A 25,296-nucleotide genomic window follows, 5' to 3' on the forward strand; every position below is an offset into this window, starting at 1 on the left:
CCGCAACCCATTGCGTGGCTTGTCAAGGGCATTTGACGCCCCGCAGTTGGTCGCAGCCTGACGAAAAGTACAAACCTAGGTACAAACTTGGTCACGAGTAAGTTTTCATAGAACTTTGGACATTACCAAAGTTGAAACAGACTTTAAGTCTGATGATTAACTTGAAAACGTGCTAAAGCTTCAGACCAACTCTGTTTCTTGATTTCCACATAAGCATACATAGAATTTTTATTTGTGGCAAACACTTTGCACAAGTGGCCATGAATAATATTAAGTATTGAAAAGTAGCGTGTTTTCAGCTACTAAAGAGTAGAACGGAACAATGATTATCAGGGATGACATTAAAACCGCCATCCCAACTAATAACTAAAAATGGTTAGGACGACGGTTTAATTAAAGATGGCCAATTACTCTACATCGAGCGAGTCAGCTGGTTGATTTTTTATGAGCTCACGTGGTTCTTGATGAATTCGGTTTAGTATCCAGTAAGCGATGCCACCGGCTGCAAAGCCAATCAGCCACGACAGTTCAACTTGGGTAAGGGCAATGGCAGCGCCGATCACCAGTGCAATTGGAGCATTCCATTTAACAGGCTGCTGTCGATAATCGTTATAGAGTGTTTCCAGTTGAATGCTTTGGCGTCTCTCAAGATAGTATTCAACCAAAATGATGGCAGTCATTGGGCCAAGAAAAATCGAATAGGCTCGAATGAAAAGCGCTAAGCCGGCTGAAGAAGAATCTTGGACTAACAACCACGGAAACGAGCCGGCCGCCAATATACCAACGATTGTGATTGCCCATTTCTGTGGTAATTTAAACAGAGAGGTTAAAATGTAGGTTGGCGGCATGATATTAGCAACCGAATTGGTCGTGATCACACCCAAAACGATAAACCCAGAAACAAAGAGTGTGATCAAATTATTATTGAAGATATGACCGATAGCATTAACCGGGCTGGAAATGCCGGTCACAGCTGCCAACATGGCACCAGTGACGATGGTAATTCCATAAGCCAATGTGATTGGTAGGAAATACAGAAGACCACGATACTTATTGGATAATTCGGGTCGCAGTTCACGGGAATAGTCGGCTGCAGATTCAAAGATAGCAGTATAGTTGCCCAAAAAGGCCACGATAAAGCTAAAGAAAGTTAGTCCCCATGAGCCATGAACGTCAACCAAATTTTTCTGAATCACTTCGCCGTGTTGACTAATCAGTAAGCCAAAGACACTTAACAAAGCAATCATCACAATCATTGAAATGATGGAAGTGACCACTTTGATTGATTTAAAGCCCTTTAAAGCAATCAGAATTTGGCAAATTTGCATGATAACGAAACAAATTGCTGTGTGGTTAAACGTCCCATTGGTCATGATTTTGAGGATTTGATTTAAAGCCAATGCCCCAGTCCAGCTTTGAAAACCAAACCAAACAATTGCCGGAATCCCTCGAAGCAGGCTGGCAAATTTAGCACCCGTTTTACCGAACGAGAGTCGCAATTGCATGACATAAGGTGCACCGGTCAGGTAACCGAAGCGGTCATTTAACGCAAAGATAATGGAAATAATTAGAATGGCAATGCCTGCCGCAATGAGTGTTTGGAAGAGATTCATGGTAGCAGTCCCGGCGACCACCAACGATGATCCCAGTGTGATGTTGCCGATATTGAAGCCGTCGCCTAACCACATGGACATGTAAGCAAAGATACCAACGGTTCTTTGATCGGTGGTAATTGGTTTTAGGTCATCGGCAATTGGTGCGTCTTCAATTGAGAATGGTTTGGACTGAGTCAGGGTTGTCTGCATTAGCGTTTGCCTCCTTTACAGATTGATTAGTCAGGAATTGGCCAGCTGGCTTAGTGATAAAGCCATCAGTTAGTGTATAAATCGTTTGTCCTCGTAAAATGGTTCGGGTAACCCGATCGTGGATTTTAAATCCTTCATAGGCTGAAAGCTTGTTCTTGTAGTATAGGTCATCTTTGGTTAACGTATAGCTTTGGTCTGGATCAAGAAAAATGAGATCTGCATCTTTGCCAACTGCTAAACGACCTTTATTTTTTAAGCCAAATAAGTCGGCGGGACCCGCTGCAATTAATTGGATAAATTGCAAAATGGATAATCGATTTGAGTTAACTGCTACGTCGTAAAACAAATCAACATTGTTTTGAGCCCCACTGATGCCCCCCCAAACATCGAAGATATTATCATTGGGGTTGGCTTTCATACTGGCGGGGGCTGGTGAATGGTCTGAAGTCACGGCATTTAATGCTCCTGCCTGCACCTTTTCCCAAAGTTGTTTTTGAACGGTCTTAGTCCTAAGGGCGGGTGAACACTTAGCAAGTGGGCCAATTTTTTTAAAGTCGGTTGTGTTCAGTGCTAGATAGTGGACGCAGGTCTCACAAGTCACATCCTGTCCTTGAGCCTGTGCTTTTTGGACTTCACTCACTGCTTCACCGGTGGATAGGTGAACAAAGTGAAGCTTGCAGCCGGTTATTCTGGCAAAGTAAAGTGCGCGGCGAACGGCTTCAACTTCTACCATTGGTGGTCGCGAGTCAATATAATCCTGAATTTGGGTTTGATGGTTGGCAATCTTTTCTTCAGCCAGGCGATCTGTTAGAACCGGATTTTCAGCGTGAAGTGATAAACGAAGACCAGTTTTCTGAATTGCCTGCATGCCTTTGTAAAGCTCATAATCATCAACGTTTTTGAAATCTCCAGGAATGTCGGTCCCAGTAGTTGCCATGAAGGCTTTAAAGCCGGCTGCTCCAGCCTTTGCCAGTTTGCCGATTTCGCTGAGATTTCCTGGCACCAGTCCGCCATAAAGGGCAAAGTCAATATAAGATTTACCTTTGGCAATGGTGCGTTGTCGGTTGAATTCGGCTGCGGTAGTTCGTGCCGGCAAAGCATTTAGCGGCATAACAACCATACTGGTTGTGCCACCGGCTGCCAATGCTTGACTACCTGTATGGTAATCTTCCCAATCACTGCGACCAGGCTCGTTAATATGAACGTGGGCATCGACCATCCCTGGTAAAACAAGTTGATTATGGGCGTCAATGATCTGAGTGGCATCCGTCGACAAATTAGTTCCGATTGCCGCAATTTTGCAATTTTTAATTGCTAATTCATGCTGAGTTAAGACAGCACTTGGAGTTACAATTTTTCCGTGAATGATGACTGAATCGTATGTCATTGTTGCCAGTCCCTTCTAAAAACACCTGATTTAATCCATCAAGTCGCAGGAAGTATTAGGCGCTTTCTGTTAAAATGATTAATCCTAATTTAATGGGATTTTTTCTAATGTGCATTGGTCATTGATACTAAATTTCTAAATAAAATTAGTGAAGGTCCACAATCGAATGTCAAATTAACTGACATCAAATTGTGGACCTTCTTTTAAATCATCATTGATTCGACTGGGTTAAAAGTAATGCGACTTGTAATCGCTGGGCAATGGCCGGATCTTTTAAATCAATGTTAAGGATCTCACTGGTTTTTTTCAATCGATAGACAACTGTGTTTCGGTGAATAAACAGTTGCTTGGCAACCAAATTGATTTGTTGGTGATTGTAAAGATAGAGTTGGAGTGTTTGTAGTAGATCAGCGACCTCTTGGTGATTTTTAAGATGTAGTAGTGGTCCCAAAGTTTCGTTAATGAATGATTGAGCTTCGTTATGGGGGATTAATTGAAGCAGCTCCGAGACTTCTTTGGGTCGAAAACGCTGCATGACTTTATCGGACTGTTCAGCCAAGGTATATGCCTCCTGAGCTTCCTGATAAAGGGTTGGTAATTGAGCTGCTGGGAATTTGGCGTGACTTAGGCCAATTTTTAACAGATATCGGTCTCCAAATGATTTTTTTAAAAAATTGGCCAAGGCTTCCAAAAAATGAACCGGATTTTGAGTAGCGGAAATGATCAAAATTAATTGCTGCTGAAAAACAAAACTTGTTGCGGCAATCTGATACTCATCTATAAACCAATCAGTCAGTCGGCGGATTTGTTCTGACTGGTTGAGAAAAAGTAAGACACCAGTTTGGGCTGGCTTTAATCCTAGTAAGGCGCAATAACAATTTTTTGATAGATCAACGGCTAATTTTGCGGGTTGTTGTTCAGATAATTGACCACGAATTCGGCCGGTTACGACATTACTGAAGAATTCGTTTCGCTGATGACCGGTGTCCTCTTTTCTCACATCCGTTCGACTATTCATCAGACTAATGATGTTTTGAATCTGCTGAAGTTGAAGCTGCTGCGTTGAGGTCAAAGTTTCTAAGTCAAAAATACCGATAAATGATTTATTTTCAGGATACATCACCATCAAAGGAAAAATGTGAACATCATGTTGCCCACACTGGACGGTTGTTTCTTTAGAGAGGGACAGGTAATCCAGTTGGCTAGTTTGTCGAAGTTGAGATGAAAGTTTTTCACGCTGATCCCAAATCTGCCGGTTAGCGTAACAAACCCGAAAATGACTATCCAATAAAACGATGTCGTGTTTAAGGTAGGTAGCACATTGATCAAGAACAATATTGAATTTGGTATTATTGAGTGCTAATTTCGAAAGAGTTTGATTTTGTTGAATCACTCGACTAAGTTTCAACGCGTCAGCTTGAATGACAACTTGAATTAACGAAGAAACGGTTTGGCTTAATGGCTCTTCAGCTGGCGTCAATAGTAATGGGAACTTCAGAGTATTTGCCAGTTGAATGATGTCGGTTGGAATTTGTTTGAAGTAACGATTGGCTTTAATTCCCAAGCCGGCACATCCGATGGCAGCCATTTTTTTAATCAATTCTTTTAGTCGATCAATATGCTGGTAATAATGGTAACCGGTGGTAACAAGTAGTTGGCCGGAAAACAGGTAAGACTCGATATCTGGTGCTTCAATCATGCCAATTAACGTCGCATCGCGATCCATTCCCGCCATGCCGGCAATTAATTTAATTCCTTGTAGTTCTTTGGCGTTTAACAGCTTAGTCATTTGCATTTTAACGACCACTCCCTTCTTTTTCACAACAGGTTGCTAGTGATATTTAACAACCAGTTTAATATTTTTGTGCAAAATTGCCAATGCTTTTCTCATTGAATGAATTTAAATTTAATCTAACATCAAAAGAAGGCGAGTGTCGATGAAACAATTAACAGATCAAAAAGTAAACGATTATTTGACACATCTTGGTAAATTTGGCCATTTAGAAAACGGTGGTGTGACCAGACTGGTTTATGATGATGACTGGGTCGCCGCTATGGCGTTTGTCCTGGATGATGCCCGAAGGAGGGGATTTAAAACTGCTATTGATTCATACGGAAACGGGTTTATGAGTTTTCCAGGGAAAAAGTCTCAGCAAATTGTTGCAGCCGGATCACATCTTGATACAGTTAATCAGGCCGGCCTCTATGATGGGGCGTACGGGGTAGCAGCAGCAATTTTAGCCATGAATGAGTTGGTTGATCAATATGGCCAACCCAATCAAACGATGACTTCTGTTGCTTTTAGTGAGGAAGAAGGCAGCCGCTTTCCAACCAGTTTTTCGGGCTCAAAGCATTACGCAGGAGTTCAGGAAACTGATCCAACATTACGGGACAAGCAAGGGATTACTTTTTCTCAGGCACGAAAGTTGGCAGTCTCTCAATTAGCTGATCGGTTTCCAATTGTTGAGCAACCACTGCCGAGTGAATTCTTTGAAGTGCACATTGAGCAAGGACCTGTGTTGGAGGAAAAAGGCTTACCAATTGGAATCGTGTCAGCAATTTGTGAACAAAAACGCTTTACAGTAACGGTTCACGGCCAAGCCAATCACGCTGGGACAACCCCACAGCACTTACGTAAGGATGCGTTAAAAGCGGCGGTCAGGTTGATTGAAAGACTTGATGAACAAGCGCAAAAAATTGGTGAACCACTAGTCTTTACAGTTGGTGAATTGACGGTTGCTCCAGGCTCCGCCAATGTGATTCCGGGGACGGTGACTTTTTCGGTTGACGTTCGCCATCCAGAACAAGCGGTGGTGGATCGGTTTGAAAACTTTTTACGAGCGCAAGCTGTAGTCGCACCGCTCGTCAGGGTTGACGTAGACCGTTGGATGGACAGTCGACCAGCTGTTATGGATTCCAGGTTGGTTCACCAATTTGAACAGTTAGTTACTCAAAAGGGGCTTAATTATTTGAAATTACCTTCCGGTGCCGGGCACGATACCCAAATAATGAATTTAAAAGTGCCAACGGCCATGTTGTTTGTCCCCAGTAAAAATGGCATTAGCCATTCGCCAGCTGAATATACGGCACCAGCTGACTTGCGGGCTGGCATTGACGTTTTAAAGGCACAACTATATCAAGAATGCTACGAATAGAATAAAGGAGTGAGCTTTATGAGCGAATTAAAAATTAACCACCGATTAATTATGACCCCGGGGCCGACAATGGTTGACCCACGGGTTTCTCAAGCCATGAGTAATCAGATTTTAGGCCAGTTTGATCCGGATTTTACCCAGATTATGAATGACAATATGGCCATGATTCGAAAGAGTTTTCATACTAAGAACCAGTGGGCGTTTCCAATCGACGGTACCAGTCGAGCCGGCAACGAGGCTATTATCGGTAGTATTGTTAAACCGGGCGACTCAGTTCTAGTTCCTGTCTTTGGCCGATTTGGTGATTTATTTGTTGAATTGGCTCAACGCGCGGGTGGCCGGGTGACGACCATGACAGCCGATTGGGGTACTGTCTTTGACCAAGACCAAATCATTAGCGAAATTAAACGACTGAAACCCAAAGTGGTCGCAATTGTTCATGGCGAAACCTCGACGGGCCGTCTGCAACCAATTGACCGGTTGGGTAAGGCTATTCACGAATATGGTGGTTTTTTAGTGGTTGATGCAGTTGCCTCCTACATGGGGACGCCAGTTGAAGTTGACCGATGGGAATTGGATGCGGTCGTTGGCGGCGCGCAAAAGTGCCTTTCCATTCCATCAGGGATCACACCAATCACCTTTAACGATCGCTTTGCAGCTGAGATTAATCAGCGAAAACGGGTTGAACAAGGAGTCCGAACAGCATTGGATCAAAGCGGCAGCCAGTTCATTACCAGTAATTACCTTGACTTGACTCAACTACAAGATTATTGGTCACCCAGACGACTCAATCACCATACTGAAGCGACGGTGGCAGATTATGGTCTGCATGAGGGATTGAGATTGGCGCTTCATGAAGGGTTGCCAGCACGGTTTAACCGTCATTTGAGGGTCCACCAGGCGCTTAATGCTGGTCTAACTGCGATGGGCTTAACCATTTATCATCAGGGTGATCATGAAATGCCGATGGTGACCTGCGTTCAAATCCCGGATAAGCTGGATGGGGATGCGTTTAGACAAAGCCTGCTAGAACAATTTGGTGTTGAGATTTCCAGTTCATTTGGTAGCTTACAGGGAAAAATTTGGCGGATTGGGACTATGGGATACAGTGCCCAAAAAGGGTTCATTCTGACGTTTATTGCGTTGTTTGGCGCAGCCTTACTTCAGGCTGGCATCTCAGTTGATTTAAAAGCTGGTTTAGATGCTACTCAGGCCGTCTTTGAACGTCCTAATGCCCCCGTTGATTCACTGGTTTCAACTCTGTAAAAGTTCTGTATATCTTTGTAAAAGTATCCATTTTTGAAAGTGATTGATGGTATTCTGATTGTGCAGAGAAAAGCGCACCAAATCTGCAAAAATTGACACTCGATGATTGACTGGAGAAAAAGAGAGACTCCGGTGATCGTCACGGCTTTGAAAATGGAGGCTTATAAATGAAGGTATTGGAAGAGACCCCGGTTGAGAGCTTAATGAAGGATTACTTGTATCAATTTCAAGTCGTTTTCTTAGAAGATCAATTATATTCAGATCGAGAAGCTGGCGAAATCTTTTTGGCACTTCGTAAAAAGACCATTCAAAAGTATCAAGCACTGACTGGCAATCAATTGACCGACGATAAGTTCCATCAATTGATTGCAGATTTGCCAACGCCATTGAAACAAGGCATTTTCGAATTAGCTGAGGATGATGTGCGCCTTGGCAGGATTAACTTAATTCGTAGAGGATTGGATAATTCGTGGCACGTTTAATAGCAACTGCGAGAATCCTTTGGATAAAATAAAACGATTTAGTATTAACCAAAAATAAAGACTTAAAAACCTCTATTGACGCCAACGGATACATAGTTGGGTCGCTAGAGGTTTTTGTATCAGATATTAACTTTCAGACTGGTTGGCCAGTAGTTTTTCAATTAGGGCAATGTAAATGAGAAATTTGTCATTAGTACTGCGGTAATCCAGGCCGGTTTGCTTATAAATCATATTTAAACGGTAACGAATGGTATTGGGATGGGTGTAAAGTGCTTTGCCGGTTTCGGTAATGGATTCGTTATGGTTGAAAAATTGTTGAACGGTTTCAAAAATTTCAGGATTGTTTAGAATTTGATCCATTTCAATCGGGTATAAGCGACTATCTTGAATTTTTGACAGCTGATTAACCAGTTCCCAAAGGCTGACATCCCGGTAGAAAATTGGCCGATCCTGCCAATTCATCGTTTTGGCGACGTCCATGCCAAAACCGGCTTCGGTAAACGCCCGGTGGAGATTCTTAGCCTTGTGAAGTCCCGCAACCCCCTCGTAAAGAGAAAAATGGGGGATCTTAACGGTATCCAGTAATTGATGATAGTAACGTCGATCATAAGGGGGCTTCTTGGATTGATTATCTTTAAAGAAGAGGACAATTGTTGCGCCGTTGGTAGATTCCAAAATGAAATCGGTGACGATTTTTTGTTTGGCCGCCAAACTTGAAAAAGTGGTTTGAAGCTGACTGATCAAGCTGTATTGGATCATCATTCGTTCACTTGACTTGGGAACTTGGGCAAGCGAAACCCGGATGACACGGGCCTCCAATTTATAAAGATCAACGCCTTTTAAACCGGAAATGAAATCGAAATCTTTATCACTGACTGAATTCGTTTTCAGCAGGTAATCCAAATCCAAATCAGCCATTTTACTGGTCCGACGATCTTGAAATAAAAGGGTGTTGACGTCGTTCATAATCTGCATGTAGGTTGCATCCTCGTCGATCTCGAATAATGGGTAGCCTAAATTATCAGCGTACTGAATCAATTCTCTAGGGAGCTTTGACGCAGCCTTACTGGTATAGGGCTTCACCATTAAACAACAGGTGTTTTGTCTGGCCAGTTTTTGAACCAGCTGTTTGGCAAAACTAATTTCACTTGGCATCATTCTTGAACTGGTAATGACAATTTCACCACTTTTAGCCCACTGACGAACGGCTTCATTATCCATCACGGTGATGGCGTTGGCCTGCCGACCATGAATTGAGGCATGATTCACCTGAAAAAGATGTTGTTTTTCTTTTTTGACTACAGTCTTCAAATCAATCAATATTCTTCACCTGATGAATTCCTTGCGTTTTTATCTACTTTAACGCATTTTGATAAGTTCGTACATATGGCCGGATTCATTACAACTTTGGTATCACTTTGTTAAAACGCCCGTCTGACGCAAGATGGTGAACTTTTGTAAAATAAACGTTGTGCACTATCACAATAAATGTGGTGAATATTTTGTAGGATAATACAATAATCTTTTGCGGGTAAAATGCTACACTGACTGTTGAAAAGTTAAAGCGGTTGGCTTTTCAATAAAGGAGGATTTAACGTAAGATCCACCGGGTGAATAAAAATGAGGAGATTTAAACGAATTATCACGATTGTCCTACCGTCACTCGGAATTGGCGAAACTGCCGATGCTGCACGATTTGGTGACCAAGGAGCAGATACCTTGGGACACGTTTGTGATTATTGGCAGGGATCTTTGAAACTACCGACGTTAACTAAATTAGGATTGGGAAATATCCCACGTCGGTCACCGTTAACGGGGATTTTAGCAGTGACACCATTACAGAGTCACGTTGGTAAAATGCGTTCAATTTCTGACGATAAGGATAGTTTGAGTACCCATTGGGAATTGATGGCGGCTGTTCATCAACGAACGTTGGCCACCTTTCCAAATGGATTTTCATCCCAACTGATCAAGAAGATTGAAAAGTTTTCCAATCGTCAAGTGATTTTGAATCGATCAGCTTCGGAATTAACCGCAATTCGACTTTTTGGTCAACAACAATTGAAAGAAGGTGACTTAATTGTATATACTTCAAGCGATTCGGTATTGCAGGTGTCCGCCAATGAAATGGTCGTCTCACTTGCTGAACTATATCGGATTTGTCGGTATATCCGGTTCGTCGCTGATGAAGATCAATTAAACATCGGTAGAGTGATTGCCTGTCCGTTTATTGGAAAGTCCCCTTCAAATTTTAAACTGACTGATAAACGACGGGAATTCGCCATAGATCTGCCAGCGGTAACTGCTTTGGACGTGCTCAAGCAGCATCAAATTCCGGTTACCGGGGCGGGGCAATTAACTGATCTTTTCTCAGGACGTGGAATGACCCGACAAATTCATGGTCAGAAAGCGATTTTGACTAAAATTTTAAAGACATTGGAAACGCAAACTTTCGGCTTGATCATTGCTGATTTAGGCAGCCTTGATGAAGACGCTCACGCTAGAGACCCTTATGGATACGGGAAAGACTTAATGCAACTGGATGCTTGGCTGAATGCCGTCGTTCAGCAATTAACGCCGACGGATCTGTTACTGATTACCGCAGATCATGCCAATGACCCGACTTTTAAGGGAATCGGCCATACTCGGGAATTTGTGCCGTTGATCGCTGCATCCCCCAATGCAATTGGCGGTCAGCTGACACAATCTCTTGAACTGGCAGATGTGGGGGCGACCATCTTGGCCAACTTCGGCATTGATCATCAGTTGCCGGGAAAATCGTTTCTGAATCAAATTTCGTAAACCAACTGTTCTTCAATTATTTACAAAACTTATCTTAATTTTCTCGCCTTTTGCACAAATCGACAATAAAAGTAATGCTAATTAACACACTAAGTGATTGCTTCAAGGGCTTGTCTGCTCATTGATAACTTGCACTTAGCGTGTTTTTTTGTTGCTTGCATTAAATTAAATTTACAAATTTGCTTTTTGAAACGATGGCTTTTGGATTGATGTTAAAATGAAAATCAGCAATCAAAGTGGGGTGGGTGATTAAAATGGCACGGTTAAAAAATTATTGGTGTGCAAAAGTGATTCGAACAAATGGCCGAACCGTTCAATATCGGTTGACAATGGATTTACAACATGCGCTAAACGGGGATCCACAGGGGCGAAATGAAATGCAAAATGCGTTACTGGTCATTCCACTTGCCCCATACTTACCGGGGCGTAAGCCAAGAAAAAGCCAACCACAAGCTCGCAAGAAAAGTGACCCGCCCTTTGGCATTGGCCGGGTGATTGAGATTTATCGATTACCAGCGAATGTGGCCCAGCGATTCCAGGTCACACGCAGCCAGTTTATCGGTCGTGAGTACTGGACCACCCGACCATTTAAAATTTGCAATACTTATTTGCGGCATGACTATCCATGGCTGAGTCAAAAACAGATTGCCGCTGATATTACTTATTGGCAGAATCGATTATTTAAAGACCATCCACGCGAAAACCGGTTTTGGCGGTTCATTACCCGACAGAGAGTCCATCATCAACTAAAACAAATTCAGCATCGGCGATTCCGGTATGAACAAAAGAAATGGCGGATGTAACTTTAATTAGCGTCCTTGATGACTTAACCGATTATTCGGCTGGGGTTATTGGGGACGTTTTGGAATAACCTCTTATTTGAAAATTAATTATAAAAGTGATTCCCAAGCGGCCGTTTTTCTAATATAATTTAACTTATCATATAATAGCGATTTATTTAATTGGAAAGGAACAGCTGAAATGAGGGGTATTGGGTATTTAATGGGGATTTTGATGGGAGTATTAATCTGGTGTTTCTCCGGAGCTGCATCGGCGGACACCACCTATCAAAAGGTTTATGCTAAAGTTCCGGTGGATTATTATGTCAATCTCAAGTCGACAATTAGTCCACAAACCGGAATTTATCGATCGGGAGGGTATTTTACGTCGGCAGATAATATCACACCGGTCATGTCTGCTCAACGCTTTGCCGGCCGAGAAGTCCACGTTACCAGAGAAGAGGTCACCGTTGATGGCACTTGGGTCAAATTCGCTTATCGCCATCGGGTGATTGGCTGGTTGGCCAAGACAACGCTCAGTCCGGCTTATTTGCGATTAAATGTACCGTTAATTGCTCAGCGACCGCAGTTGCCAACCGGCTGCGAGGTTGTGGCGACGGCGATGATGCTGCAGTACGCCGGCGCCAAGGTGACCAAGATGCAGTTGGCGCGTGAAATGCCACGTAGTCATAATCCCAATAAAGGTTTTGTGGGCAGTCCGTATTCAAAGTCGGGATGGTGGATTTATCCTAAAGGCTTGATGCCGTTGGTTAAACACCACCTTGGTTCAGCGATTGATTTGACCGGAGCCAGCTTTGGTAAAATTAAATCGTCAATTCGACAAGATCATCCGGTTGTCGTGTGGGTGAACGGGGTCGATGGGTTTGTTAATCATGCACTAGCGGTTACCGGATATTCAACCAAGCGGGTCTACTATAATGATCCCTGGACGGTTAAACGCACAAGCATGCCGTTGACGACTTTGCAGCGGCATCGCAGTCACGACGGGTATCGGGCATTGAGTTATTGAGACAATTATTGGGGGAATTAAGTTATGAAACGACAAACTAAATTAATGCTTTGGCTGGTAATTGGGATCTTGTTTGGGATGATGAGTCAAATCCAGTTGTCAGCAAACTCATTCACCACTAATCCAAACATTGTCAAAACCAAACGGTCAATCCGTTTATATCACGACGCTGCTCGGACTAAACCGGCCGGTACGATTAAGCAAAATCATTGGCTTAAAATTAATCACGTTGTTAAGAAAGATGGTCAGATCGTGGCGCTTGAAACCAATCACCAACAGTATCTGACAGCCAATCAGGCGTTTGTGGTGAAAAGTCGTGGGTACCAAAATCCGAAGCGATACTATCAAGTCCACTACCAACAAATTAAACCAGAAGGCCAGGTCGGCTATACGGTTAAACGGGGCTTTGAAGGCATTAAAACTTGGTACATTATGCGTAAAATGGGAACTTTTGCCGGCTATGATAAATATAATCAGGCAACCTATCAGGCCGTTAAACGATTTCAACGCCAACATCATTTACGGGCGACCGGCAATGTTAATCTAATGACTTGGTTAAAAATGGGTTTTACAAAACACTCATGGACGAGTATTGACAGCTATGTTGCTCCTTTGAAAGCAACTGCGTGGCAGGGCCGACAAGCCCATATTGAAGCGATGATTCATCAAGCCTATCGATATTTGGGTAATCCTTATCTGGTAGGATCTTCTTCCAGCCCTCGTTATGGGACGGATTGTTCCGGATTGGTTATGCAGGCATTGTACGCAGGCGGGATTGACCCAGCCCCAATCAGTGCCATTCACCATGCTTTCCCGGGAAATGAGTGGAATTCCAGAAATCTCTGGGCCAGCAAAAAATTGATGCACGTGGCCTATCGCCATCGCCAGCGGGGGGATCTGGTCTTTTATTACCAACCGGGGACGCACGTGATCTGGCACGTCGCAATTTATCTGGGACATAACCGAGTGATTGAAAGTTGGCCGCCAAAAATCATGGTACAACCGATTCGAAATAGCCAACGTTCCGATATTGCCGGGATTGCCAGAGTGTTTCATTAAATTAAAAAATGGACCGTTCTCACAGCCTTAGTGGTTTTGAGCGCGATCCGTTTTTTCGCGGATTAAATCCATTTGATTTTTGATGCGGTATAGACTGGTAATAAAATTTCGGTAATCAGCTGATCCAAATCCTTTTTTGTGACGTGTTTACCGAGAATAATTTGATTGACCAGCAGGAGAGCTGGTAAATTAAGTACGTTGTCTGATAGCTGATTTAGCTGAATTTGATGCCGTTTATCGGCCCGCTTTAAGATGCACATCAAGACACTTTGAAAATCTTTTCCCGGCCCGATTGATAAAATCTGATTTACTGGAACGTCTTCCAAGCGTTCCGTCACTAATCCCGCAAATTTTGGTCGACTTAATTCGTTAATTTCCGGTAATAATGCTGCGAACAATTGACTAAAGTCACGTTCCAAGTGACCGCCGTTTGGGACCCGGAGACTGACCGCCTTTTGATCGTATTTGGCAAAGGCAGCGGTCACCAGCATTGCCCGGTCTGGCCATTTATGGTATAAAGCATTTTTTGAAATTTTAGCACTGATGGCGACAGCGTCCATGGTCACAGCTTGGTAGTCAGCATCCTGAACGATTTTCCAGGCTGTCGAGAGGACTAATTGGTCACTGTCGCGCTCTTGGCGGGATGCAGTTTTGGGGCTTTCCAAAAAAATCACCTCCAAACGTGATTCTGATTCAATCATTATTGTAGCACTGAGAGCGAAGAACCCGTTCAGAAAAGAATCTAATTGAACAAAGAATTTAAAAACCGCTTGGCAAGTGGGAACCTGCTAAACGGTTTTGAGTTTGTTTAACTATCTAAATAAAGACTGCGATTATGGGTGACCGGTCGTTTAATCAACGTGATCAACATTGGAACGATAATGGCAATGATCACCTTAGTCGCAATATTTTCGATGCCGGCCATCCCCGCTATATCCAACAGCGCGTTGTGCAGGTACATGATAATCATGGTGTGCTGCCCAATAATTGCCAGGATAAAGCTCCGTTCAAAGCGAGAAGTCAGATACGAAAGTCCCATGACGCCAAACGAGAAAATTAACGGAATCGTTGCCAACATCAAAATCTTTGGCAGTGACGACTGAATTTCATGGGATTTCATTGAAAATTCAAAGTTAAAGTAGTGATTTAAATAAAGGCCGATTAATGTGCCGGCAGTGAGTAAGATTCCCATTATCGGCAATGGCCTTTCCAACCAACGGTAATTGGTATGGAAAACCAAGTAACCAATATAGGTGAAGAAAGCGGCTATCAGGACGATATCCGCATTCCACGGCAGGGTTTTAAAGCTGTAGAGTTGCAGCCAATCAATTTTATCGTAGCAAGTTCCCGCAAACAACAGGGCGGAAACAATCGCTAACTGCCACCAACGTGATTTAACGGTCGAAATCAATAGAGTGACGGCCGTAATTGACAACAGATAGACGTTAATGAACCAGAAAGTACTGGTATAAAGGTTTAACGTTCGCCCGCCGACAATTAACCTTGAGAGGTGGTTAACCAGGTACTGCCAGTCTTTGTTATATAAAATACTGTAAAGTAAAACCAGTCCGATCCCCGCCATGAAATAAATGAGCAGGTCTCGATAAAGGCGTTTATTGAAGAAACGTTGCCAATCGGTTATTTTTTTAGCATTTAGCGGTTTTAAAAAGAACCCACCAATGATGAAGAACAGGGGCATGTGCCACCAATAAATAATATGGGTGGTGTTCCCGCTTGCCAAAGCATGGCCAATCACCACGGCAATAATCCCGTAAGCTTTGGCAATATCAATCCATTCAATTCTCTTTTTTCTCATAATATTTGCGCGATCACCTAACCTTTTCTAAAAACGAATTGGTATATTCTAATTGCGCAATCGTTCTTTTGATTGCTGCTTGTATTTTTTCATGTTAACCATAAATCAACCTTAAAGCAAAATCAGTGCTTAATCCCTTAAGAAAATCTTTAATTAAGTGATTTCGGAATGTGCCATTAGCCGATGAATGGTCCGATCCAGGATCATTTCCCACAGATGACGGGGATGCAAGTCAACTTGCCGGTAACAGGCAAATAATTGAAATTTGATTTTTGAGTAGGAATTGGAAACCCACGAAAATACCAGCATTCTAAAAATCACTAAGAGATTATATTTGGCCAGCATTTGGCTGATGATTGCCTGCTTGGTACTTTGAAGATAGTGGTTGCCGATTGTTTTGATCATGCGGTTCTGAACGGTCAACCGATCATGAATCAATTTAGCGGCCTTTTTGCGGGCAGAAGCATTAAATAACGAATTGGGATGGTATAGATAATGGTAACCACAAGCGTTAACGTATCTGAAACGCTTAGCTTTTAAAACGGCTTGAACACACCAATCTAAATCTTCGAACAGGGTGTCTTTGAATTTTAAACCGGCAATTGCCTGTCGTTTAAAGACCTTGTTCCACAAAAAGCCAGCTGAAGCGTGCCAGTTGCGAATTCTAAGAACAGATTTAAGCACGCTTTCTCTTTTGACCCACCTACTTTTGGGCCACAGAGTGATGCGGTGCATAAACGTGATGTAGTCGAAGAGAAACATATCGGCATCGTATTTTTTTAAAGCAGGCATAACCCTTTTAGAGAATCCTGTCAGTAATTTATCGTCACTGTCCATAAAATAAATGTATTTTCCGACAGCTTGATTGAGCGCAACTGTGCGACAAAACGAAGGCCCCTTTACGGCTGAAAGCTGCTGAATTTTAACGTTTTTGGCGTGATCAAAGCTTTCATGCAGCGCTATCACGGTTTTATCGACTGAACCATCATCCACCAACAAAATCTCGATGTTTGGTTGATTGAGAAATGGTTGGAGATTTTTCCGGATTTTAGGAAGATCACGGATTGAGTTGTAAGTCGGCATAATGATTGATAACAGCACTTGTTACTCACCTCTATCACATTGTTGCGTCACGTCATTTAAAGAGAAAATCTTACTAACTCCATTGTAACGTGAAAGCCAGTCTGTGAAAAATAGTTGCGTTGGATAGAGAACGGCTTAATTTGTGTGTCGCGTTCGAGAAATTAAAGCTCGAATGCCGACAATCAAGAGAAAGACCAGCCACCAACCAACACCAATGACTGAGAGTATAATCCCCATTTTGAAGCCAGGTGTTTTGTACCTTAATTGGACAAAGTGACGCCCCCCTGGAATCCTGGCACCAACGAAGCCGCTATTGACTCGGAACGTTTTGGCGGGTCGGCCATCGATTTGAAGGCGCCAACCGGTTGAGTAGGGGATGGAAGTAGTCATGATTCTCGGCCGATTGGTCAGATTGGTGTAGCCGGAGACTGAATTGTTTTTGACCTTTTGGTACTGAAGACCAGTCTGTTGAAGCTGGTTAATTCGGCGGTTATAGGACTTATTAAATGGGACCGCCATAATCTTTAGATGCTTGAAGTGTAATTGTTTAACGCCTTTAAAGTGTAAGATTAATGCGCGACGAACCTTGCTGGCATAGCCTAAGTTTAAAACGATGTGTTGCCGATCTTCGTAATCTGAAAGATTGTTAATTGGAAGTTGGCGAACGTGGGCAAAATTAGTACTGGTTTGAACTGTCAGATAATAGCTGCCAAGATCCGGATAGGCCATTGCTGTTCGTAACCGGTTAATTTTTTGAAGCTTGGAAACTGGTGAGCCGCTGATAATTGAATCTGCCCGCAGGCTGTTTAAGCGATCCATGGTTGTATGACGGGTTTCCGAAATGCCATCAATGACCAAGTAAAGCTCACTGTTTCGGTATTGTTGGGGATGCTTCAGTTTAAGCCGGTAAGCCAGATGATGTCCCTGAACATCGGTATCCATTACCTTTAAACTGGTTTGATTTTCGGCTTGATGACGTTCGACCACTTCTTGATTTTTAGACATGATTTGTTTTAAAGGGGCCCCGTTTGGGTTCAGCCCGGTAGCTTTTTCCCAAATGGCCACTTTATTGGCTGGCAGCGTGGTTTTAAATTTAGCCGCAGCTTGTCGGTAACGACTGTTAGGCGAATGCCGCATCCGGTAGAGAGTGGCCTTAATGGGGTTGTTGACAAGATGCTGGTCATAGAGCTGTGGTTGGTAACCGACCGTTTTGACAGTTGGTTTGGGTGACGTTTGAGCAACACCGGCAACCGGCTTTTCAACGGTGGCCCCTGACAGCAAGGCCTGTTCGCGTTGAAGTGGCGACAGATTACGGTAATCAGCGGCGGTGATGATGTGAGATTGCAGATAAACCAGTGGCAGTGCCAAATTTGATTTCAAAAGCACCGTCCCAGAGTGATTACTTAAGCCGGGAACCGGTAATTCCGGAAAATCGCGAATCCTGCCGCGGCTATTTCTAACAAAGTGATAACCGTAAGGAACTGCTTGGGGCCGTTTTAAAATATCCGTTTTGGCAAACATGTATTGAACGCCCAGCAAATTCAGTAACGTTGTTCGGCCATCCGCCTCGCCGGTCACTGAATTAACGACTGAATCCGCGTTGCCAAGTGAACGGTTGAATTTTAACAAATACCCATTTTGAATTGAGTAATAAGCACCCAAGTCATGAGTCCCCAAAAGCATTGGAATATTATTGCCGGCAGTTAAATGAGGGTAATAATTGGTCATAGTGGTTGTTCGATAAAAGGTGTTGGTTTTGGGCAGGGCTTTTTCGGCACCGTCATAGTAATCGCTTACCCATTTGGCGGCGGACCCGGTCATCAATTCTGCCCGGACATTTCGGCTGTTATTTGGACTGAGCCAGCCCTGACCGTTGCTGACTAGGTTGATTAGTACCAAACCGGTGATCATAGTCGCGACGGTTTTAACAGAGAGCTTTAAAGAATTTTGGCAGGCCAGAAGTAACAAAAATCCAAGTAAAAAGCCGTAAGCCACCAAATCATTTTGAGGGAGGCTTAAAGTAAAGCCCTTGGTCAACCAGACTAATGTAATTAAAGCCACCGTGGCAGTGATTAACCAACGTAAATCGCTGTGGGTGAGGTGAGGGAGTTGATCAACAAAGACCATGACAGCCAGGCTCATTGGCAAAACGGCCAGAAACAGCCAACGATTAGATGGGGTAGAAAGCGCGTTGGCAGTTGCACTAACTTGTGGGAAAAGAAGTGAAACCAAAATAATCAGTAAAATGATGGCCAGTGGTCGATTCTTTTTGAAGTGTTTTAATACATAAACGGCTGCTAAAAAGGCCAAGCCACAGAAATTAAGCACCAGCCAATAATCCTTAGTAGTGGTACTGGTAATGAGCTGATTTGGCAGGGCAAAATAGTATTTAGCCGGGTATAGTAATAAGCCATTGGCAAATTTAGCGTGGTAGGCAATCCGAGTAGACTTCAGGACGGCCAGTAACGTTGGGAATAAGGTAACTCCAGCCATCATTAATCCGGTGACGACTGCTTGAATTAGGCAGTAAATAATGCGAATACCCGGTAACGGCTTTGAACTGACGTGACGTAAGTGCAGATAACGAGTGATCAAATAGACCAGGGTTCCCAACGCCAACATGTAGGCAAAGTAAAAGTTGCTAATCAGTGCCAGGGCGGTAGCAATTGCTAATGGGAGCCAGTTACGCTGATGAAGCACTTTTTCAACGCCCATTGCTAAGAGCGGAAAAATAATCATGGGCAACAGGAAAAAGGGATGGTGCATGGAAACATAAAAGTTGTAACCGGAAAAAGTGTAAATTAAAGTACCGATGAGTTTGCTGTGGCGGCTGAACGACCGCTGATTAGCCCACCCCAAAAACGCCAGGCCAGCACAGTAAAGCCGCAGAAGGATCAGCACTTGATAGCCCAGTTCGAGTCGGCTAGGTGGGAAAAGCCCAATTAAATAACTAAATGGGTCGCCGACTATGTAAAAGGCAAACGTGGTTAATTGGTCGGCGCCAGCTCCCAAGTTCCAAGACCAGCCAAATAATGACTGGTGAGCGGTTCCCTGAAGGATTCGTTGAAATTGCGCCAAGATTGGATAATGTTGTGCAATCCCATCAACGTCCCAAATTAGCGTTCTTCCCGCTAACCAGGGGAGTGAGTAAGTGAGTAAACAAATTAAGATAAAGGTAATGGTGTACAGTAAAAACAGTGGCATTTTTCTTCGTGGTTGTTTTGCTGAAGTTGAAATAGATTCTTGCATAACTAAGCCCTCCAATAACTCAACTTCATTTTCCGACAAAGACCAGCTTCAATACAAGTTATTTGCAAAACTTTAATCTTTTTGAGACGTTTGTTAAACGAACTTAATTTAAAGTTGACAATTTTTTTACACAAAATTCGTAAAAAATTGATTATTACGTGATTTAACTGCTGAAAAAAGGGCAGTAATTTGCAAAGTGATGAGTTTCGTGTAGAATATGCCCTATAACTTTCGAAGGGACGAGTTATTCTATGATTAGAGTGAAACAACTGATTTTATTGGCAGCACTGGTGATCGGTGGCATCATGCCCGTATCCGTGCAAGCCCAATCAATTAAAAAAGAAGTCCAAGGCAATCGGACAATCTATGTGAAGACAGATTACACAGCGCATGCAGTTAATGCCGGCCACCAACAACTGGTCACTAAAAAGCCGGTTAATCTGGCTGAAATGGCAAATGGCCATGTTGATGAGCAGCATCATCTGACGGTACCGAAGAATACGGTATTGACGGTGAAGGATACTTTAACCAGCCATTCGGGATACGTGGTGACACTTACCGGTAATCGAAATCAATTTGCGATTATCAATCCCAGTCAATCAGTTTATTCAACTAAGGGAAGTCGCAATACAACTCAAAAAACGAAGGAATTGAAGGTAGCTGGCAAAAAGTGGGCAAAGGGACTGAGCCACAGTCAGGTTAAAGCCATTCGTTATTATACGAACAATGGGTATCATCAGATTAATACGGCGTTGCGGGAGCCAAACAAAAAGGCTTCGGCTAAAGTTAACGCAAGTATTAAAGCAATCAACGCCAGTCTTCAGTCGTTTAAATTAACCCAGCCGGTCACTATTTATCGCGGAATTTCTAAAGAAGGCCTAGCAAAATCGTTAGGCGGCAAGACACTACGACTGGGCCGACAGTATCAGGATCCGGCGTATTCTTCCTGTACGCTTAGCCAGATGACGGCATTAGGCTTTTCACCGCAGCATGTGGTGTTAAAAATCAATTTACCAATTGGGCATCACGGCGCATACATTGATCCGGTTTCAACCAACGTTGGTGAAAAGGAATATTTATTGGCTAGCCATACAGAGTTAATTGTCACTAAAATTCAAAATGCCAAGTCAATAGTGCATACGGTCACCACAACGAAGCAAAAAGGAAAGAAAGCCCAGCGTCAAGTTAGCAATGTTAAAACCAATTATCGACTGGTCACGTTGAACTTAAAACAGTGAGCGGACAAAAGCGCTTAGCACCCGGATGATAAGACGTCAATCTGGGAAATCCCGGGTTTGGATTTTTCAGATTGATCTCTTATCAGGAGTGGTGTTGCTTTTGGTAGCTGTCCTAGTTCAGTGAGCGAAGCCAAACGGTTAGCATCTGGAATATAAGGCGTCGATTGGGGAAATCCTGGGCTTGGATTTTTCCAATCGATCCCTTATATGGAATGATGCTGTTTGGTGTAGCTGTCCTAAGTGAGCGAACAAAAGCGGTTAACACCCGGATGATAAGACTGAGCACCAATTTTTGAAACAACAAAAAAAGACTTGAGGCAATTCTAAAACCAAAGTGGTTTCTGGATTGTTTCAAGTCTTTTGATTGTTTTAATGGTTAATGAGGTACTTGGCCAAGTAATACCCCAACTTTTGGGCAACTTGAGGCGTCGGGTGCACCTTGTGGTCCTCATAAACCAGGTCTTTATTTTGATCCGTAATCAGATCTGGGGCGACAGTGTTAAAGTTGACCACTTGAACACCTAAATGATGGTATAATTTTGCCTCAGCACGTTGAAGCTGGCCAAAGGTATAACCGTACATGTTCATCATGTTTTGCCGATTTTGACCACTGGCGGTAAACCGAGTGAGTGGTAGAACGCCATAAATTTTAGCATTTGGGTTCAATAACTTAATCGCCATCACATTATGTTTCAAATGGGCGATGACATTTTTAAGACTACCCGAACCGGAATAATTGGTATAGTCATTGGTCCCAATGTGGATAAAGATCATATTCATTCGACGAATTTCGTTCTCATGATATTTAATGGCAACCGACAAGTCCTGAGCAACCCGGGTGGTGCCGATGTAAGCGAAGCGTTTGCCAACAATTTTGGCATGAGGAACTGAGAAGTTTTCAACCCGATTATCAGTCCCTAAGTATTTGTTGAGCCAGTCCGGATAAGCGTTGTTCATGTAGAAATGGTAGCCGTCCCAACCAGCCGGAATTGAATCGCCAAAGAAGCCGATTTTTTTATGATAAAAACGTTTGCCGGCACCGGCTAATTTTAAATTGTAAGAGTTGCTGTTAATTGATTTGAGTTGTGATCGTAAGACCCAAAAGGTGTATTTGCCACTACTGTCTTTGACCTGATAGGCCGTTTGTGTTTTACCGTTAATGGTTAATTTAGCGACATGGGTCCGATACCAGGTTGTCTTAGAAAATGGCTTGTCGCTAACAGTTTGAGTGAGATTGATGTTATTATACAAAATGGCACTTTTTCGTAATGCATAGGCGTGGGTAATTGCCGGTGAACTGTAAGCTACTTTGACGCTTTCAGAACTTGTATCAGCTACTCGACCAGTGGCAATTAGCCCGCAGGCTGTGATGACAAAGGATGCTAAAAAAATGACAAACTTTTTCCGTTTGGTTAACCAAGACATGTTTCATATTCTCCTCAGATTTAAAGTGTTTTGGGTCAAATTCAAATCAATTAAAATGATCGGTTAATCACTAATTACAAAGGTAACTTTGCAATTGGCCATAACCGATGGATGTTGAAGTGAAGAATTAATCCAGTCGTTTTTAACCATCCGTGATTTCAAGGGTGATGGTTAAAATGCCCCGACACTTTTTAAATTTGGTCAGATGCCCCCTAAAACAACAAAAAGTATTATATGTAATTTATTGATTGGAAGTCAATCGATTTCTGAAAACTTAACGCTATGGTAAGAAATTTTGCAACTATTTTAAATGGTTATGGTGGTATAAATAATCGTTATAATTAATCTTAATTGCTGGTTTAATAGGGTTAAAAGCGACTTTAAATCATTAATTGGATGGTAATTTTGCTGAATTCAATTTATGATAGTAAGTGAGGTGATTTCATGGATATTAAATCAATAACGCTAGATCAAACTAAAAAGTCTTCAATGGACATTTATCAAAGTAATACTGATGAAAAGTTACCGGGCATTGTCATTATTGGTGGCGGTAGTTATAAACAATTAAAAGAACGGGATACGGAAAGGGTGGCCATCACATTTGCGACCCAAGCCTTTCAGTCATTCGTTGTGAACTACCCGGTTTTGGAAAATAAAAATTATTCGGATGCCAGAACATCAATTGAACAGTCATTTGATTACATTGTCAATCACGCTGATCAACTGAATGTCGACACAGATAAGCTTGGAATTATCGGCTTTTCTGCCGGCGGTCAATTAGCAGCCGACTATGGTAATGAAAAAAACTCACACGCTAAATTTGTGATGCTGGGTTATCCGGTCATTCAGCCAACTTTGGATGAAAAGATGGGCATTAAGAGCTTAGATGTTTCAAAAACAGTTTCAGCCAGCACACCGCCAACCTTCATCTGGGGCTCGATTAATGATGAGTTAACACCATTCTTGGATCACATTCACGTTTATACCGAAGCACTGGCGAAAAATAAAGTGCGATTTGAAGTTCATGAATTTGGTACCGGGAATCACGGAATTGCTTTGGCTAATAAATGGACTGCCATTGTCAACCGCGATCGTTCGGATCAACATATGGCCCGTTGGTTTGAACTAGGGATGGAATGGTTACAGGAAGTCGTTGGTGTCAAATAGTAAAGTTAACTTATTAACATAAAAAGTGAGTTTGCAAAATCAGCACGAAAACGTGTTAATTCTGCAAACTCATTTTTATTTGGGATAAAGTCAAAACGGCTGCGATATTATAAGTTGATTTTTAGAGAAACAATTTAGTTATCGCTTTACAGGACTGACTACATAAAATGCATACTAAGCTTTTTTACAAGGGGGATTTAGGCAATCCTTTAAGTAAACGAGAAGTTACTAAATTCGGCGTTAATGGGGGTTAAAAGTATCTCTATATTTAATTTTACTTGGCAGCGTAATTCTGGTAGTCCAATTACTTTCGTTGTTCTCACTTAGTGACTTGGCATGAAGAATGGCGGCCGCTCCTAATTCAGTTTTTGGAAGCCAAACAGTTGATAATGAAGGCGTTAGGAGGGGAGCAAAATCCGCATCATCAAAACTAACCAGAAAAATATCTTTTCCAGGCGTTAAATGATGTTTGGCGAGGCTTTTCATGACACCTATGACTAATAACGAGTCAGAAGTCACTACAATCGCGCCAAGCTGATTGCCTTCCCGTTCGATCAACTGATCTGTCGCTCTCATGGCGGCGGTATTCGACCAGTTCACTTGCTCAAACAGTTGTTTTTTATGATGGCTACTGATCCATTCCTTGTAAGCCGTCACTCGGGGATCTTCCATTTCCTCACGACTGCGGCCATCAAGCTGAAGCTCTATTCTGGCGCCGCTAATACAAGCAATTTCTTTTTTTGTGTTAGCCGATAGCGCATTAAGTACTTCTTTAGTAACCTCCATAAAGTTTGTACCAACGGTGTCAACTAAGCTATTGAAATTACTTCCACCATCTACAATGACGATGTTTGAATTCGCGAGCTTAAGTTGTTTAACACTGTCGATAGATGGTGTCCCAATGATCAGAACGGCATCGTATGGCCTGATCCTTTGAGGGTCAAGTCCGTCATGCATGTTAATAACGCTGTCGATCATAATGTTTTTCTTTTCCGCCTCTTTATAAAGTCCAAGTCTAACCAATCGCCAATATTCATCCTTTGCTTCTTCTTCGAGTGTATGTGTGGTGATTAAAGCGAAGCGCAAAAACTTCTGGCTTGGCTTAGCCATTTTTCTGCCATTTCTTTTAGCAGGAGTTTGATAGCCCATTTTTCGGGCAAGTTTTTGGATTCTTAGCCTGGTCTCTTTAGAAACCGAACCCTGTTTGGTAGGATTTAGAGCTCTGGAAACAGTACCAGGCGAGACCTTTGCGGCTTTTGAAACATCTCTAATGGTTGGCATTGAGCTTCTCCTTATTTAAAAGATAATTTAAAAAATCGCAAAATATTATACCCATTATTATATCATAGCTCAAAAAGAGCGATTAAAAGGATTGCTGTAAATGTTGTTTAACCGCAAAAATATTTTACTAAACAAATTATGTTTACTGAAACTTGAAAGCTAAAAATTAACCGAACACCTTAGTCGTCCTGGAATAATCCGTCAGAAAATGGAAATTCAAGCTGACACTAATTCCCTGGTCAAAACGGCCGGTAGATGCGTGAGAAAATGGC

The 25,296-nt window shown here is 42.6% G+C and carries 19 protein-coding genes; 9 read left to right on the forward strand and 10 right to left on the reverse strand.

Annotation, left to right across the window (positions count from 1 at the left end; genetic code table 11):
• Nucleotides 1–407 precede the first annotated feature (407 nt).
• The 3 genes from ED605_RS10985 to ED605_RS10995 form a co-directional block, all read right to left on the reverse strand.
• Complete coding sequence (locus ED605_RS10985) at nucleotides 408–1,805, reverse strand: NCS1 family transporter (protein ID WP_121978938.1); 1,398 nt, start codon at nucleotides 1,803–1,805, stop codon at nucleotides 408–410.
• Nucleotides 1,765–3,192 (reverse strand): allantoinase AllB, encoded by a 1,428-nt coding sequence (allB, locus tag ED605_RS10990; protein WP_121978939.1) that lies wholly within the window; start codon nucleotides 3,190–3,192, stop codon nucleotides 1,765–1,767. Before allB ends, ED605_RS10985 begins: the two co-directional genes overlap by 41 nt.
• A gap of 211 nt (nucleotides 3,193–3,403) precedes the next feature.
• Nucleotides 3,404–4,987, reverse strand: a complete 1,584-nt coding sequence (locus ED605_RS10995) for a PucR family transcriptional regulator (protein WP_121978940.1) — start codon at nucleotides 4,985–4,987, stop codon at nucleotides 3,404–3,406.
• 142 nt (nucleotides 4,988–5,129) lie between these two features.
• On the opposite strand from ED605_RS10995, the gene ED605_RS11000 reads away from it, so the two are divergent.
• The 3 genes from ED605_RS11000 (at nucleotide 5,130) to ED605_RS11010 (ending at nucleotide 8,095) form a co-directional block, all read left to right on the forward strand.
• Nucleotides 5,130–6,347 (forward strand): M20 family metallo-hydrolase, encoded by a 1,218-nt coding sequence (locus tag ED605_RS11000; protein ID WP_121978941.1) that lies wholly within the window; start codon nucleotides 5,130–5,132, stop codon nucleotides 6,345–6,347.
• 18 nt (nucleotides 6,348–6,365) lie between these two features.
• Nucleotides 6,366–7,613 carry a pyridoxal-phosphate-dependent aminotransferase family protein gene (locus tag ED605_RS11005; protein ID WP_121978942.1) on the forward strand — a complete coding sequence of 416 codons (1,248 nt, stop codon included), beginning with the start codon at nucleotides 6,366–6,368 and terminating at the stop codon, nucleotides 7,611–7,613.
• 167 nt (nucleotides 7,614–7,780) lie between these two features.
• Nucleotides 7,781–8,095 carry a hypothetical protein gene (locus tag ED605_RS11010; RefSeq protein WP_121978943.1) on the forward strand — a complete coding sequence of 105 codons (315 nt, stop codon included), beginning with the start codon at nucleotides 7,781–7,783 and terminating at the stop codon, nucleotides 8,093–8,095.
• A 126-nt stretch (nucleotides 8,096–8,221) separates the two neighbouring features.
• On the opposite strand, the gene ED605_RS11015 is transcribed toward ED605_RS11010, so the two are convergent.
• Nucleotides 8,222–9,415: a PucR family transcriptional regulator gene (locus ED605_RS11015; RefSeq protein WP_121978944.1), complete on the reverse strand. Its 1,194-nt coding sequence runs from the start codon at nucleotides 9,413–9,415 to the stop codon at nucleotides 8,222–8,224.
• 300 nt (nucleotides 9,416–9,715) lie between these two features.
• Between ED605_RS11015 and ED605_RS11020 the strand changes: the two genes are divergently transcribed.
• The 4 genes from ED605_RS11020 to ED605_RS11035 all read left to right on the forward strand — a co-directional run bounded on the left by ED605_RS11020 (nucleotide 9,716) and on the right by ED605_RS11035 (nucleotide 13,765).
• Nucleotides 9,716–10,897 carry a phosphopentomutase gene (locus tag ED605_RS11020; protein WP_121978945.1) on the forward strand — a complete coding sequence of 394 codons (1,182 nt, stop codon included), beginning with the start codon at nucleotides 9,716–9,718 and terminating at the stop codon, nucleotides 10,895–10,897.
• Between the two features lie 254 nt (nucleotides 10,898–11,151).
• Nucleotides 11,152–11,700, forward strand: coding sequence for a DUF7679 family protein (locus ED605_RS11025; protein WP_121978946.1), 549 nt, complete (start codon nucleotides 11,152–11,154; stop codon nucleotides 11,698–11,700).
• 178 nt (nucleotides 11,701–11,878) lie between these two features.
• Nucleotides 11,879–12,706 carry a C39 family peptidase gene (locus ED605_RS11030; protein WP_121978947.1) on the forward strand — a complete coding sequence of 276 codons (828 nt, stop codon included), beginning with the start codon at nucleotides 11,879–11,881 and terminating at the stop codon, nucleotides 12,704–12,706.
• 78 nt (nucleotides 12,707–12,784) lie between these two features.
• Complete coding sequence (locus ED605_RS11035; protein ID WP_370825014.1) at nucleotides 12,785–13,765, forward strand: NlpC/P60 family protein; 981 nt, start codon at nucleotides 12,785–12,787, stop codon at nucleotides 13,763–13,765.
• A gap of 62 nt (nucleotides 13,766–13,827) precedes the next feature.
• Here ED605_RS11035 and ED605_RS11040 read toward each other — a convergent pair whose 3' ends face one another.
• The 4 genes from ED605_RS11040 to ED605_RS11055 all read right to left on the reverse strand — a co-directional run bounded on the left by ED605_RS11040 (nucleotide 13,828) and on the right by ED605_RS11055 (nucleotide 19,913).
• Nucleotides 13,828–14,439: a TetR/AcrR family transcriptional regulator gene (locus ED605_RS11040; protein ID WP_225419114.1), complete on the reverse strand. Its 612-nt coding sequence runs from the start codon at nucleotides 14,437–14,439 to the stop codon at nucleotides 13,828–13,830.
• Between the two features lie 134 nt (nucleotides 14,440–14,573).
• Nucleotides 14,574–15,581, reverse strand: coding sequence for an acyltransferase family protein (locus ED605_RS11045; protein ID WP_121978950.1), 1,008 nt, complete (start codon nucleotides 15,579–15,581; stop codon nucleotides 14,574–14,576).
• A gap of 153 nt (nucleotides 15,582–15,734) precedes the next feature.
• On the reverse strand, nucleotides 15,735–16,682 hold the full coding sequence (locus ED605_RS11050; RefSeq protein ID WP_121978951.1) for a glycosyltransferase family 2 protein: 948 nt from the start codon (nucleotides 16,680–16,682) through the stop codon (nucleotides 15,735–15,737).
• A gap of 117 nt (nucleotides 16,683–16,799) precedes the next feature.
• A complete protein-coding gene (locus ED605_RS11055; RefSeq protein WP_121978952.1) occupies nucleotides 16,800–19,913 on the reverse strand; it encodes a YfhO family protein in 3,114 nt (1,037 codons plus the stop codon).
• Between the two features lie 251 nt (nucleotides 19,914–20,164).
• Between ED605_RS11055 and ED605_RS11060 the strand changes: the two genes are divergently transcribed.
• The gene (locus tag ED605_RS11060; protein WP_121978953.1) at nucleotides 20,165–21,151 is read left to right on the forward strand and encodes an ADP-ribosyltransferase; all 987 of its coding nucleotides are present in this window, start codon (nucleotides 20,165–20,167) and stop codon (nucleotides 21,149–21,151) included.
• 369 nt (nucleotides 21,152–21,520) lie between these two features.
• Here the strand turns inward: ED605_RS11060 and ED605_RS11065 are convergent, their stop codons facing one another.
• Nucleotides 21,521–22,576 carry an SGNH/GDSL hydrolase family protein gene (locus tag ED605_RS11065; protein WP_121978954.1) on the reverse strand — a complete coding sequence of 352 codons (1,056 nt, stop codon included), beginning with the start codon at nucleotides 22,574–22,576 and terminating at the stop codon, nucleotides 21,521–21,523.
• 444 nt (nucleotides 22,577–23,020) lie between these two features.
• Here ED605_RS11065 and ED605_RS11070 point away from each other — a divergent pair, with 444 nt between their 5' ends.
• The gene (locus ED605_RS11070) at nucleotides 23,021–23,743 is read left to right on the forward strand and encodes an alpha/beta hydrolase (protein ID WP_121978955.1); all 723 of its coding nucleotides are present in this window, start codon (nucleotides 23,021–23,023) and stop codon (nucleotides 23,741–23,743) included.
• Between the two features lie 240 nt (nucleotides 23,744–23,983).
• Here the strand turns inward: ED605_RS11070 and ED605_RS11075 are convergent, their stop codons facing one another.
• Nucleotides 23,984–25,024 carry a LacI family DNA-binding transcriptional regulator gene (locus tag ED605_RS11075; RefSeq protein WP_121978956.1) on the reverse strand — a complete coding sequence of 347 codons (1,041 nt, stop codon included), beginning with the start codon at nucleotides 25,022–25,024 and terminating at the stop codon, nucleotides 23,984–23,986.
• Between the last annotated feature and the right edge of the window lie 272 nt (nucleotides 25,025–25,296).

It is taken from the genome of Lentilactobacillus raoultii (assembly GCF_900411375.1).
GTDB lineage: Bacteria > Bacillota > Bacilli > Lactobacillales > Lactobacillaceae > Lentilactobacillus > Lentilactobacillus raoultii.

What these genes read in the sequence shown, in the direction of transcription:
- ED605_RS11060 (WP_121978953.1), top strand. Translation starts at nt 20,165, where the DNA reads ATGATTAGAGTGAAACAACTGATTTTATTGGCAGCACTGGTGATCGGT.
- ED605_RS11075 (WP_121978956.1), bottom strand. Translation starts at nt 25,024, where the DNA reads ATGCCAACCATTAGAGATGTTTCAAAAGCCGCAAAGGTCTCGCCTGGT.
- allB (WP_121978939.1), bottom strand. Translation starts at nt 3,192, where the DNA reads ATGACATACGATTCAGTCATCATTCACGGAAAAATTGTAACTCCAAGT.
- ED605_RS11005 (WP_121978942.1), top strand. Translation starts at nt 6,366, where the DNA reads ATGAGCGAATTAAAAATTAACCACCGATTAATTATGACCCCGGGGCCG.
- ED605_RS11065 (WP_121978954.1), bottom strand. Translation starts at nt 22,576, where the DNA reads ATGTCTTGGTTAACCAAACGGAAAAAGTTTGTCATTTTTTTAGCATCC.
- ED605_RS11070 (WP_121978955.1), top strand. Translation starts at nt 23,021, where the DNA reads ATGGATATTAAATCAATAACGCTAGATCAAACTAAAAAGTCTTCAATG.
- ED605_RS11030 (WP_121978947.1), top strand. Translation starts at nt 11,879, where the DNA reads ATGAGGGGTATTGGGTATTTAATGGGGATTTTGATGGGAGTATTAATC.
- ED605_RS10985 (WP_121978938.1), bottom strand. Translation starts at nt 1,805, where the DNA reads ATGCAGACAACCCTGACTCAGTCCAAACCATTCTCAATTGAAGACGCA.
- ED605_RS11020 (WP_121978945.1), top strand. Translation starts at nt 9,716, where the DNA reads ATGAGGAGATTTAAACGAATTATCACGATTGTCCTACCGTCACTCGGA.
- ED605_RS11045 (WP_121978950.1), bottom strand. Translation starts at nt 15,581, where the DNA reads ATGAGAAAAAAGAGAATTGAATGGATTGATATTGCCAAAGCTTACGGG.
- ED605_RS11025 (WP_121978946.1), top strand. Translation starts at nt 11,152, where the DNA reads ATGGCACGGTTAAAAAATTATTGGTGTGCAAAAGTGATTCGAACAAAT.
- ED605_RS11035 (WP_370825014.1), top strand. Translation starts at nt 12,785, where the DNA reads ATGATGAGTCAAATCCAGTTGTCAGCAAACTCATTCACCACTAATCCA.
- ED605_RS10995 (WP_121978940.1), bottom strand. Translation starts at nt 4,987, where the DNA reads ATGCAAATGACTAAGCTGTTAAACGCCAAAGAACTACAAGGAATTAAA.
- ED605_RS11055 (WP_121978952.1), bottom strand. Translation starts at nt 19,913, where the DNA reads ATGCAAGAATCTATTTCAACTTCAGCAAAACAACCACGAAGAAAAATG.
- ED605_RS11010 (WP_121978943.1), top strand. Translation starts at nt 7,781, where the DNA reads ATGAAGGTATTGGAAGAGACCCCGGTTGAGAGCTTAATGAAGGATTAC.
- ED605_RS11000 (WP_121978941.1), top strand. Translation starts at nt 5,130, where the DNA reads ATGAAACAATTAACAGATCAAAAAGTAAACGATTATTTGACACATCTT.